Source organism: Bacillus cereus group sp. MYBK15-3 (assembly GCF_051916765.1).
Classification (GTDB): Bacteria; Bacillota; Bacilli; order Bacillales; family Bacillaceae_G; genus Bacillus_A; species Bacillus_A cereus.
The window spans coordinates 318,192-330,532 of record NZ_JBQAHG010000003.1 but is presented as its reverse complement, the minus strand read 5'-3'; the positions used below and the strand labels follow the sequence as shown (position 1 = coordinate 330,532).

Genomic DNA, 12,341 nt, shown 5'->3' with positions numbered 1-12,341 from the left:
TTTATAATCGTATTATTAAATTAAATAAATGTATTTTAGAATTTTAAGCATAGATAAAAAATTTTAACTATAGCCAATCGTTTTTACATACCTCTACATACATAGGTTAATAGATTGGTTTGCTACTTTTTTAGATTCAATTCAATTCATTTCTCAAAAATTACTCATTATATAAGCTATCTTTATATTTATTCATATACGTTATTTTTTGTGGTTCTGATAACATATTTATTGCCATCCACACATTCTTTTTCATTTCTAATTTTTGCATTGGTATCTCTTTTAAAAACTGATTACCTATAATCGCTTCCATTTCTTCATCAATTCTTTGTATAAGATTTTCTTCTGGATTATTTTGCAAAGAAGTATTTTTCAATCCCAATTTTGTTATTATAAATTCATTCGTTTTATTCATAGGATTAATAATAGTAGCTTTACTAGTTAATCGTTTTTTTATTTCATCATGATAGATTTTAATTCTATATCCCTCTTTTAGTGGAATGATATCTTTTACAATTGTTACATTTGTTCCTTCCATTTCCTTCGTATAAATTTTTTCACCTTTTTCATTAAAGACCTCTATCGATGCATATTTTTCACCTGCATAATAGCTATGAGGCGTTTTAGTAGTAATCGTAAAAATAGCTCGATTTTGCTCTAAGTCTGTATTTAATACGGCAAACTGATCATCTCCTAATCCTAGGAATTGAATCGTTTCATTTACCAACTTACTCACTTTCATTTCGTTAATATCAATCTTTAGACTATTATCTTTTTCTTTTACATAGGCATAATACGAACTGAAATGGTACATACTATTCGTTTTCCCACCTGAAATTTCAACCGTATACACTCCATTTGGTATGTCTTGTAAATTGATATCTGTTGTTTCAATTGTTTTCTCTTGAATAACTGTATTCCCTTCTTTTAATTTAATTTTTCCTCCTTTTAATGTATCTATTTCATTTGTATTTAAATGGATATGCAAATTCCCTTTTAGCCCAAGTGGAGCAATTTGCTGATTCGTAACTATTTCGAAGTTGGAGTTTATCGGAATATCAGGATCAACTATAGCTCTTGCTTTCGCTAATTGTGATTCAGGCACTATATAAGCTAAAGAAGTAACAGCCGGAAAACCTTTCGCCCTATTCATCTCTATTTGTTTATGATTAAGCTTAAAGCCCCACCTTTCAAAAACAGGTGTAAAATCAACTTGTCCATTCTCACTATAATACTGATTCATTAAATCTGGTAAAGAATGGTCACCTTTTTTGAAAGCAGCATTGCTAGCTAGTTTTCGATAACCTTGATACATTTTTGCAAATGCTTCATCGCCAGCTTTTTGTTTCGCCATCGTTAAAAGAATAAGTTTTTGTCGTAAATCTAAATCATCATAATTTTTATTTTCTTTCATTAAAGCATTATATAAATTCCGTTCTACCTGTTCCTTTTTCCCGAAATTAAACAACCAACCAAGTTGATCTGCTTTTTTGCCGTATTTACTATATTGATATTGAACACCAAATAGATTATTAGAAACTTCTCCTGTAAATATTCCTTGATTATCAAAACCAGCTTGGTATCCATGAGCGATTTCATGTAAAGTTCCCCAACTTAGTTTATCTAGCCACATCTTTGTACTATCTGTACTATTCGCTGTCCAATTTGTGCCATAATAGGCACCGCCAGCACCAGATATATCTGCTTTTAAGAAATAACGATTTTGACTTTTTTTATTTTCAAACGTTGAGCCATCTAAACCAATAATTGAATCATACATCACAAAAATATCTTCATAATACGCAATTAACTCATCCAATGATTGAAAATCTTTTAAAGATCTTACTAACTCTTTATCTTTTTTAGGTACAAATAATTGAAAACTCTCCCCTTGAAGTAACGCATACTCTCCATCAAATTGATCCCATGTACTAAAAAATTGAGATACACTTCCTTGTTGTTTATAAATGGGAAGGGGTTTAGTAGCACTTTCATTCCCTACTTGGTACTCAAGTACAGCGTGCTCTTCACCATACGGAGTATCTATGAAAGGAACTAAAGACGTATCACCTTGGATAGTAACCCATTCATTTCCTACTTGTATGAATTTTTCATTTTTTGAGTCATTAGACAATAAACGTAATGTTAATTTGTCTTTAAAATTAGGATTTGTTTGTCTTACCTTTAATGGTGTATTTCTCTTCAAAATAAATCCTAAATCTTGTCGATCATGATATTTCCCCTTACTTATGCCCGCCTGAAATATCCAAGTAGGCTCTTCTAAACTAGTAATTTTTTTTGCATTTATTCGTTCATCAGCATGTAAGTGTATATTTCCTATGAGGAAAAACATTGTATACATTAGGCCTATAACAAGTAACCTTTTCATTTGCATATCTCCTTCTCTATTTTTTTATATACAAAATACAATAAAGCCCTCCTTCTTCACTTATAATTGTCGTCAATAAGTTACTTATCAGTGTAATTATTATAGTTACATTAACTCGTGATTATCAATCATTAAATGTATGTAATTTTGCATATATGAATATTTTGTGATAAATTCCAAAATATCGTATAATTATCAATATTTTTTCAGACATTATTCAATAAAAAAAACACGAAGACTCTTAAGTCTTCATGTTTTTTATACATGTTATTACACTTGTGATTGAATTAATTACTAAAATCTTTTTAATCGTAAAAAATCAATTATTTTTAGGCTGATAGCCGTACCTAATCTTTTACAATTTACTTATTCTTTTTGTTCTGTAATATTAAATTTTGAAACCAATTCCGTTAATTCTTCCACCTTTTCTTTCATTTTGTTGGATTGGATTGATATTTGTTCAATTGATACGGCCTGTGATTGAATTGAATTTACAGTTTGAAGAGTCTCCTTTTTCACATCCGTTGCAGTTTCAGAAACTAGCGAAAGAGAAGCATTTACTTCTTCTGTACCAGCAGACATCTCTTCTGTCGCTGCGGATACTTCTTGAATTTGACCTGTAATCTTATCAATATCTCTCATAATAGACAAGAAGGTTTGATTCGCTTTGTAAGCAGCTTCTTTTCCTTCTACTGCCTTTTGTTGTCCTTTTTGCATGACATTAACTGTATCTTGGGTATCTTTTTGAATGGATTTTATTAAATGATTAACTTCTTTGGCAGATTCTTTAGATTGCTCAGCCAAGTCTCGAACTTCTGCGGCAACCACTGCAAATCCTTTCCCATTCTCTCCAGCACGTGCCGCTTCAATAGCGGCATTTAAGGCAAGAAGATTCGTTTGTTCGGCAATATTAGTAATTGCAGCGAGAGCTGTATCAATCTGTTGTGTACGTGTAACAAGTTTATTTATTACTTTTGATGTTTCCTCGACAACATCATGCACACTATTCATTTGAAGAATAGAGTGATTTATCACTTCACTACCGATATTTATTCGTTCTGTAGTCGTTACTGCTACCTCAGCGACTACTGCTGAAGATTCAGCTACAGTTTGCACCCCGGTTGTAATTTCTTCCATTGAGGATGAGCTCTCCTGAATACTAGTTACCTGTCCTTCTATTTTTGTTTTTACTTCTAAAACAGTCTGTACAACCTCATTTGAAATACTAGACGCTCGATTTGTATCTTGTAATACACCCTCCGTAGTAAAAATAACCTCTTGTGTTGTCATCTTAACATTCGCAATTAATTGTTGAAGGTTATCTAACATACTATTAAAAGACTGAACAATATGCCCTAATTCATTATTTGCTTTATAAGGAGTACGTGTTGTTAAATCTCCAGCTGCTACTTTTTCCATATCATTTTGTAGTAATGCAAGTGGTTTTCGGATAGTTAATTTAATAACATATCCAATTAATATAATTATTAAAATTGCTAAAATCGAAATACTAACAAACATTATCATTGTATTTTGAGCACTATTATTATTTTCCTTCTGTAAAAGCTCTGCATTATTACTATTATATAAAATCAATTCACGAATTGATTTTATTGATTTTTGCATATTAGGTTCAATCTCTTTTAGATAATATGCATATGCTTCCTCATTATTAGACTTCCCTAATTCTTGTGCTTTCTTCATTTGAGTCCTTAATTCATTAAATGTTTCATGAAACGTGTTATATAATTCTTTTTCTTTAGTAGAAATAAGTTTAGCCTCAAACTGCTTTAAAAGATGATCATTTTCCTTACGAATCCCATCCATTTCTCTTATTAATTCGTTCATTCTTTTTTCATCTTTTGATAACATTATTTCCATAAAGTTCATATTAACGTGATAAAAATTAGATTCTACAATTCCAATCCACTCAATTGGCAGTAAATTATCCTCATACATATTAGAGGAAGTACTTTTCCCTCTTTCTAACCCCCAAAACCCTATTAGGGATAATACTATACATGCAATACTTGATATAGTTATTAATATGTTTAGTTTTGTACCAATCTTACTGTTTCTTAATAATTCCAATTCACTTTATCCATTCTAATATATAGTTTAATTAATGTATTTTATACCAAGAATCCAAAAATTACGATGTTTATTTTGTAATATGTAAATTTGCATATCGTCCACTACTGATTCAAAATAACCTAACATTGTAATTTTCGTTTTCCAAAAATTCATGATCATGAACACATCTCATTAATTCTTGAACTTCTTACCCAAAATATCCGCATATACTGTGGCACCAGGGAAAACCATCACTGGTATGATATATAAATTACGCTTCCATACAAGACTAGCTTAAAAATATTTTTCTTATTGCTCATTTTTCTATTCCCCCTCTATTAGAAGTACTCCTAGCACATCACACTAATAAAAACGATAATATTAAAAAATAAGGAAAGACATAATACGTATGTCTTTCCTCTAAAATTGTAATACTCAATATGCTCTTGGCTCTATTTGATTTTCCATTTAAATCCTCACATATCTTTCTTTATAATATCTCCTAACTCCATCCAATTTGTAATACGCGGGATATTGAGATATTGATTGTAAGAAGTAGTTTTTGCATATACATTTATCGGTTTTCCTATTAACGTTTCTAAAACAGCCGGCTTATCATCAAAGAAATAGTTTAATTTTATTTCTTGTATAAAGTGTATTTTTTCTTCATCCTTCATTCCATAGAAAAAGCGATCTTCATGTACCGGAAATCCTTTTTCTATTAACCATTTTTTTGTTTGCTCTCCATGCTCTTTAGGTCGCGCCGTTATATAGTAAATTTCATGTCCCTGTCTTTCTAATTCTTGCAATGTCTCTACAGCATACGGAAACGGTGAACAAGAAGTATAATAAATCTCATCCAGCAAACTATTCCACATATGACCGCCTTCCTCGGAAGTCATGCCAAATGCTTCATGAATTTCAATTGTTTTTAAAGAATGGAATACATCCAACCCTACTTTTTTGTTTAATTTCTTATTATATAAATGAAAAGCATGCTGCCTTAAATCAATTAGTGTATCATCGATATCAAATCCAAACTTCACTCTTCATCGCTCCTTTCTGCAATCCATTTATCGGAACATATAAGTAGTTTTTATTCCCCTTATTGCTCATCTTTCCGATATGCTGGATAGCCAATAAATCTATAATCTTTTCCAATCTGGGTAAATGATATATCCTTAAATTCAATTGCATCTTTCATTTTAGTAATACCAGTCCCCTCTACAAAACTAGGCGCCAATCTACCTCCAATAATTTTAGGTGCGAAATATAAAATAATTTTATCCATTAGTTTATTTTCAATAAACGAAGCATTTACTTCTCCACCACCTTCAATAAGCAGGGAGGAAACTCCTTTTTGTCCTAAAACATCAAGCATTTCATGTAAGTTTATATGCTTTTCTCCGCTAGTAACAAATACTTTAACTCCTGCATTTTCTAATGCTTTCTTTTTTTCCTCTGCATGATTACTTGTTGTAAATATCCAGGTAGGAGCTTCTCTATCTGTAACAACGTTAGCTTCCATCGGTATGCGTAATGTCGAGTCCAATATTACTCGAATTGGATTTCGGCCATTTGGAATACGCGTTGTCAATGATGGATTATCCTTTTGAACAGTATTCGCTCCTACTAAAATAGCCGCATTTTCGTTTCGTATTTGGTGTACTTCTTGTCTTGCTTCTGTAGATGTAATCCACTTACTACCCGATAAAGACGTAGCGATTTTCCCATCTAATGTAACTCCTGATTTAATCGTTACAAATGGGCGCTTTGTCAAAATATATTTATTAAAGACTTCATTCATTTTTTTAGATTCTTCTTCACACACTCCTACAAGTACTTCAATACCTGCATCTTGTAGAATTTTAATTCCACGTCCAGAAACAAGCGGGTTTGGATCAAGTGTAGCAACTACTACCTTCTTAATTCCTGCTTGTACAATTGCTTCAGCACAAGGCCCTGTTCTACCATGATGAGAACAAGGTTCAAGAGTTACATAAATTGTACCACCACGTGCCTGTTCTCCAGCCATACGTATCGCATGTATTTCGGCATGTGGTTCTCCGGCCTTCATATGTGCTCCGACCCCTACAATTCGATTATCATTTACAATTACAGATCCAACCAATGGATTTGGAGTCGTTTGTCCCTTCATAGCCTTGGCATTTTCTAGTGCTAGCTTCATATACAATTCATGCTCAAGCATGTAAGTGTCCCCCTTCAAAATGTCCAGAACGCTGAATCTTCGTTTGCAAATATTTCTCATTAAACTCTGAGACATCACCCCATAACGGTTCACGACTCGTAACATTTAATCCAGCTTTTTGTAACGCTTCTAATTTTTTCGGATTATTTGTAATAAGTTTTACAGGTTTTGAGCGTAGCGCTTTTAATACTTCAATTGTATCATCATAGTTTCGAACATCATCTTCAAAACCTAGGTTCAGATTAGCTTCTACTGTATCTAACCCATTTTCTTGCAAGAGGTACGTCATCGCTTTACTAAACAAGCCAATTCCTCTTCCTTCATGATTCGCTAAGTAAAATAAAGCACCTGAACCATGTTCTGTAATCATTTGTAAAGACTGCTTTAATTGGAATCCACAGTCACAACGTTTACTACCAAAGATATCACCGGTGTGACAAATACTATGCATACGAATTAGGGCATCTTCAGAATTCTCAAAATCACCATATACAAGTACACTAGATTGCTGCATATCAGCTAAATTAATAGATGAGAGTTTTTCGATAATTCCTTCTACACTATTTGTAACCTCACTACATTGTAACCAAGAATACCATTGAAAAACTTTAGTCTCCCCATATAAATTAATTGGCAATTTGATAGGGCCTACTAAATAAATATCCTTTCCATCTTGATGTATAAATTGAATTTTATCTTCTAACATATGAATTGTATCTGTTGTAACCATTTGGTACCTCCTAGTATAGAGAATCTCTAAAATTCTCTTCCATTGTTATATTTTTTATTGTTTAACTTACACAACGTAAGTGTTTTTACAGATGCTATTCTTTTTTCTCTCAGCTTATATGCAATATGTATCATTACAACTTTGGCCATTTAAAGAAAAGAGTTTTAGTTACATAAAACAACTTAGTTACTTTATGTAAGTGAGTATACATTCGTAATCAATTTACGTCAAGTAATTAATTATAAAAACATTTGTTACTAATAGTAAGATGTTATATAATTTATTTTAGGAGGTGAAGGAAAATGAATGATTCTACATTATGCCCTCGCTTTGAAAAAGGAATGAAATTTTTTAGTCAACGATGGACAGCACTAATTATTTACCAACTTTTTTCTGGATCTCAGCGCTTTTGTACACTTGAATCTTCTCTTCCTGTTAGCGGAAGATTACTTTCAGAAAGATTGAAAGAATTAGAACTAGAAGGAATTGTCGAACGTAAAGTCTTTCCTGAGACACCAGTTCGTATAGAATATTCTTTAACTCAAAAAGGATTTGCTTTAGAAGCTATTATTCGCGGAATAGAAGAATGGTCACAGGAATGGATAGAACTTGAGGAATAACATAAAAGCTTTTTCGTATATAGTTTTAAGTAATCAAATTACAGATACCTATTATTAAAACGCTAATTTTTCAAGCATTTATGAAAAGCTAGCGTTTTTTAATAAATAAAATGTAAGAAATAAAGCAAGGTGATCAAAATGATCACCTTGTTCCCTTACAGATTAAAATAGTGTTTTAAAATCTTTTATTCATACATACTCGATTAATAAAAAAAACGAATAAGCTTTTTTATTAATAAACAGTTTTATTTTTACAATACAGTTAGCTTCCCCTGCTATTTGCGGACAGTAAGACCACCACTGATTAAATTTCCATTTTATTACATTCGAATATTACTTATGAAATTTCACACGCTCTTCAAGTGGTTGGAATTCTTTTTCACCTGGTGCAGCTGTTGGATTACCAAATGGCATTTGTGCAATTAGTTTCCAATTAGCAGGGACATTCCATTCTTGTTTTACCTCATCGTCAATTAATGGATTATAATGTTGTAATGATGCCCCTAATCCCTCTGCTTCTAAACCTGTCCACACGACTAATTGGTGCATGCCTGATGCTTGGTGTGACCAAATTGGGAAGTTTTCAGCATATGCAGCAAACTTTTCTTGAAGCGATTTAACGATAGCCTCATCTTCAAAGAATAATACTGTTCCATAACCAGCTTTAAAAGAATCCATTTTTTGTTGCGTTCCTGAAAAGTCTCCATCTCCAACTACTTTTCTTAATGTTTCAGTGGTAATATCCCATAATTTATCATGAGCTTCACCAAATAATACAACTAATCGTGCAGTTTGAGAATTGAAAGCGGATGGAGTATATTTCACAGCAAACTCCACGATTTCTTTAATTTTTTCATCCGATACTTGTACCTCTTTATTAATCCCATAGTAAGTACGTCTTTCTTTCAGTGCAGTATAGAAATCTTTTGTCATAATTCCGTCCCTCCTAAGTTTTAATATTCTTCAAAATGATACATCTCGAAGATAGTATGCGTTTAAATGAGTTCATTTTTGAATCATTGAACTTCCTAGCACCCATTGCCAGTCATTCTAAATCTAAACACACTGCTTCCTTCAGTTTTCCTAAAAAAAGCCTTATAACATCATTCATAAAATCTAATCATCATTCGGTACTATTTTACCCATTCTCTATTCATGTATCCTGCTTGTTTCATATTTACACAAATATGAAATGTAGCTACTTTAATCACCAAATTTCACATTAATTTAGAGCATCTTCAATTACAGCAATTTCGCTCACTCGAACAAAACGATGCAATTTAAAGAACATTGTAAAATTAAATACTACCTGTAAAAGAACCCTCTTAGCCGACTATAAGAAAAAATAATAAAAAGCCAAAAACGAACAATAATATGTTCATTCTTGGCTTTTACTTAACCATCACATTTATTTTTACTATTGCTTCAAATGATTTTTAACTGCCCTTATTACCAATTCGTGATCTTCTTCTGGTGGTAATCCTGAAACTGTTATCATTCCAATAACCCCTACGTTTTTTATTCTGATAGGAAAACATCCACCAAACGCAGCGTATTCTGAAGTATCTAAAAGATATTTTTCATTATAGGAGACCCCAGTTATTTCACTTTGTATCTGCATATAATACGAGCTACGATCATGCAGGGAAACGACTCGTTTTTTACGCTCAATCCATTTCGTATTTTCCTCATTTGTCCCTGTCATCTTGAAATGAAATAATTGCACACCATTTTTCGTTATATCAACAGCAATCAATTTCCCCTCTTGCTTTGCTGTTTCAACGATAAATAAACCTAGTTGCAAGGCATCTTCATTTGTAAAAGAGGAAAATTGAAGTGTTTCCTCCTCTTTTAAAATTTGTTTACTTATTTCATTCAAATTTGAAGTACTCATATCTTTAACCTCCATAATTGTTTTATGCCACACCGACATTTTTCCGAAATTATTAGGCCATATAGTACAACCTTTCAATCAATCTGATTCTAAATAAACTACTGTAACATCTTTGGTAACTAGTAGTACCGTAAAGCCTGTTTTCTTCTTACTGGTGCTATTATGAATGACATTCAAAGTTATAAAAAGTACTATTCTACTTATCCCTATCTTACAGAGACTATTATGAAATATATTTAACATCTTAAAAATGTATGTACTAAAGAATAATATTTTTAATCACTAACTTTTTTGATCAATCGTTATAATCCAATTTCATCAAAATTTTTATCAATTATTACACTATCCAACAATAGGAGGAAACAAAGATGGATGAAAATATATCCAAAAGCTGAAAAGCAGTTGAGTCCCTTGAGAGAATAGTTATAATTCACTACATATAGAAATAGACATACAAAAACGCCATCCTTTCCTATAATTCTAAAGAAAGAATAGCGTATTCTTTTCAAAAATGAGTTCTTTTATTGAAAAACTTTGATTCTATATTATACATAAAAGGGCAACCAATGCTAAAACAGCTGGAAGTCCTTGTTTCACAATAATTGATTTATTAGATGTGAAACCTCCGAAAATAGCTGCTATCACCACACAAATCACGAAAAATAATTGGACCATATAACCAATTGGATTGAGCCCAAGTACAAGTCCCCAAATGAGACCAGCCGCTAAAAATCCATTATATAAACCTTGGTTTGCAAACATAATGGCTACGTTTCGATCTCCTTCTAAATGCTTCGGTAATTTGAAAGCACGTTTCGCTACTTTTGAATCAATAAAAAACATTTCAAGGATCATGATAAACAAATGTTCTAATGCTACGATCCCGACTAAAATAGCTGCGATTATTTCCACACTATTCTGCCCCCTACACTCTCTATTCTTTAATATTCTCTACATTTTTTTGCATCTGTAATAGAACATGAATAAGTATTTTGCGTTCTTCTCCACTGATATTTACGAACATTTCCTTCATAAAATGTTCCTTTTCTTTCTTGTTAAAATATTAATTGATGTATCAATTATTGATACATCAATTAATATACATCTCTCTTTTTATTTTTGCAAGTTTTTTGCTCAATTGGTTTTATTTTGTTCCAGCAACTTTAAACCAATTCAAAACATCAGTTCGTATTTCTAGAAATCATAATTACTTTAAGTTCATTCTGACAATCATATTTAACTACATATATAAAAGAATTGAGTTATATCTCCATCAATTTATAAAAATTAATTTTTTCTAAAAACAGATACTTTACGTTTTTTATAGTAATAAAAATCATTTTTGTTTCAGAGGCAATCCATTTTGTTAGCTTGATGGGCATAGGATAGCACCCAGATGACGAACCAATTATCTTTCAAGAAGACGGCTAGAAAACTGGATTTGGTACAGGAATTGCCTACTTCCCCCGATTCAGATAGTACTAATTTAGAGCTAATTGCTCCAAAAGGTCCATTTAGACGTGATTAATTAAAATATATTAATACTGAAAAACCACCTTTATGAGAGGTGGTTTTTTGTTGCTAATGGTGAAGATTAATATTGAGGTCTGATTGAGACCTATTCCTTTTCCACATCTTTCATCATACCATCGAAAGAATAGTCTTATAGCTATTTCAAATATTTCGGCAGTACTATATCGCTAGCAAGCTAAAATTTCATGGTACTCAAAAAAAATCTGCTGAATCATAACCAAAAAGTTCATTTTATCATTTCGGGGTAATTCGAAATTCTTAAGTTGTCGGGCACGGGGTACAGCTGAAAAACAGTGTATATTCATTAACTTCAAACTAATTTTGATGTAACAAAATTTGTATTTATACCTTTTTAACGAATTCAGATTTTAATTTCATAGCTCCAAAACCATCAATTTTACAATCAATATCATGATCTCCATCAACTAATCGGATACTCTTTACTTTTGTACCAATTTTTACAACTGATGAAGTTCCTTTTACTTTAAGATCTTTAATTACTGTTACAGAATCACCATCGTTTAAAATATTTCCATTTGCATCTTTAATTACCTTTGTATCTTCACTATTTTCAGCTTCTAATTCTAAAGTCCACTCATGAGCACATTCTGGACAAACAAAAAGATTCCCATCTTCGTAAGTGTATTCTGAATTACATTTTGGACAATTTGGTAAATTAGGCATATTTTTATTTCCTCCACTCGTTTTCATTTATTCTATTAAATAAATATTATTTTTAATTTCCGTTTTTCGTTTAAATGTACGGAAAATATTCTCTTCTTGCTGTTTGATACTTATTTATTGAATGTATAAAAAAACTACTTGTTCACACCTTGTAAAAAATCTTCTCCACATTCTCCAAAGCAAACTTTCTTCTTCTCTACTTTTTTAAT

11 protein-coding genes are annotated in these 12,341 nt (G+C 31.6%); 1 reads left to right on the top strand and 10 read right to left on the bottom strand.

Going from position 1 to position 12,341, the window contains the following annotated elements:
• Positions 1-160: 160 nt before the first annotated feature.
• The 6 genes from ACTFR8_RS15800 to ACTFR8_RS15775 all read right to left on the bottom strand — a co-directional run bounded on the left by ACTFR8_RS15800 (position 161) and on the right by ACTFR8_RS15775 (position 7,401).
• A complete protein-coding gene (locus ACTFR8_RS15800; protein WP_000826244.1) occupies positions 161-2,389 on the bottom strand; it encodes a putative mucin/carbohydrate-binding domain-containing protein in 2,229 nt (742 codons plus the stop codon).
• Positions 2,390-2,755: 366 nt separating this feature from the next.
• On the bottom strand, positions 2,756-4,480 hold the full coding sequence (locus tag ACTFR8_RS15795; protein ID WP_000421999.1) for a methyl-accepting chemotaxis protein: 1,725 nt from the start codon (positions 4,478-4,480) through the stop codon (positions 2,756-2,758).
• A 27-nt stretch (positions 4,481-4,507) separates the two neighbouring features.
• On the bottom strand, positions 4,508-4,642 hold the full coding sequence (locus tag ACTFR8_RS15790) for a hypothetical protein (protein WP_000605684.1): 135 nt from the start codon (positions 4,640-4,642) through the stop codon (positions 4,508-4,510).
• 296 nt (positions 4,643-4,938) lie between these two features.
• A complete protein-coding gene (locus ACTFR8_RS15785) occupies positions 4,939-5,508 on the bottom strand; it encodes a 5' nucleotidase, NT5C type (protein ID WP_000668223.1) in 570 nt (189 codons plus the stop codon).
• A 59-nt stretch (positions 5,509-5,567) separates the two neighbouring features.
• Complete coding sequence (gene ribD, locus ACTFR8_RS15780; RefSeq protein ID WP_000889430.1) at positions 5,568-6,671, bottom strand: bifunctional diaminohydroxyphosphoribosylaminopyrimidine deaminase/5-amino-6-(5-phosphoribosylamino)uracil reductase RibD; 1,104 nt, start codon at positions 6,669-6,671, stop codon at positions 5,568-5,570.
• Positions 6,664-7,401, bottom strand: a complete 738-nt coding sequence (locus ACTFR8_RS15775) for a GTP cyclohydrolase II (RefSeq protein ID WP_000258865.1) — start codon at positions 7,399-7,401, stop codon at positions 6,664-6,666. The genes ribD and ACTFR8_RS15775 overlap by 8 nt, the downstream gene beginning before the upstream one ends.
• Before the next feature lie 302 nt (positions 7,402-7,703).
• Between ACTFR8_RS15775 and ACTFR8_RS15770 the strand changes: the two genes are divergently transcribed.
• Positions 7,704-8,021: a winged helix-turn-helix transcriptional regulator gene (locus ACTFR8_RS15770; RefSeq protein WP_001000104.1), complete on the top strand. Its 318-nt coding sequence runs from the start codon at positions 7,704-7,706 to the stop codon at positions 8,019-8,021.
• A 333-nt stretch (positions 8,022-8,354) separates the two neighbouring features.
• On the opposite strand, the gene ACTFR8_RS15765 is transcribed toward ACTFR8_RS15770, so the two are convergent.
• The 4 genes from ACTFR8_RS15765 to ACTFR8_RS15750 form a co-directional block, all read right to left on the bottom strand.
• The gene (locus tag ACTFR8_RS15765) at positions 8,355-8,954 is read right to left on the bottom strand and encodes a nitroreductase family protein (protein ID WP_000158938.1); all 600 of its coding nucleotides are present in this window, start codon (positions 8,952-8,954) and stop codon (positions 8,355-8,357) included.
• A gap of 484 nt (positions 8,955-9,438) precedes the next feature.
• Positions 9,439-9,954: a heme-degrading domain-containing protein gene (locus tag ACTFR8_RS15760; protein WP_002061924.1), complete on the bottom strand. Its 516-nt coding sequence runs from the start codon at positions 9,952-9,954 to the stop codon at positions 9,439-9,441.
• A 501-nt stretch (positions 9,955-10,455) separates the two neighbouring features.
• Complete coding sequence (locus tag ACTFR8_RS15755; RefSeq protein WP_000402471.1) at positions 10,456-10,827, bottom strand: DUF1304 domain-containing protein; 372 nt, start codon at positions 10,825-10,827, stop codon at positions 10,456-10,458.
• 963 nt (positions 10,828-11,790) lie between these two features.
• Complete coding sequence (locus tag ACTFR8_RS15750; protein WP_001133198.1) at positions 11,791-12,132, bottom strand: zinc ribbon domain-containing protein YjdM; 342 nt, start codon at positions 12,130-12,132, stop codon at positions 11,791-11,793.
• Positions 12,133-12,341: the final 209 nt, after the last annotated feature.

Bases quoted from the DNA above. Each gene is read 5' to 3' on its own strand.
- ACTFR8_RS15800 (WP_000826244.1), bottom strand. From the start codon at position 2,389: ATGAAAAGGTTACTTGTTATAGGCCTAATGTATACAATGTTTTTCCTC.
- ACTFR8_RS15790 (WP_000605684.1), bottom strand. From the start codon at position 4,642: ATGATCATGAATTTTTGGAAAACGAAAATTACAATGTTAGGTTATTTT.
- ribD (WP_000889430.1), bottom strand. From the start codon at position 6,671: ATGCTTGAGCATGAATTGTATATGAAGCTAGCACTAGAAAATGCCAAG.
- ACTFR8_RS15775 (WP_000258865.1), bottom strand. From the start codon at position 7,401: ATGGTTACAACAGATACAATTCATATGTTAGAAGATAAAATTCAATTT.
- ACTFR8_RS15770 (WP_001000104.1), top strand. From the start codon at position 7,704: ATGAATGATTCTACATTATGCCCTCGCTTTGAAAAAGGAATGAAATTT.
- ACTFR8_RS15765 (WP_000158938.1), bottom strand. From the start codon at position 8,954: ATGACAAAAGATTTCTATACTGCACTGAAAGAAAGACGTACTTACTAT.
- ACTFR8_RS15760 (WP_002061924.1), bottom strand. From the start codon at position 9,954: ATGTCGGTGTGGCATAAAACAATTATGGAGGTTAAAGATATGAGTACT.
- ACTFR8_RS15750 (WP_001133198.1), bottom strand. From the start codon at position 12,132: ATGCCTAATTTACCAAATTGTCCAAAATGTAATTCAGAATACACTTAC.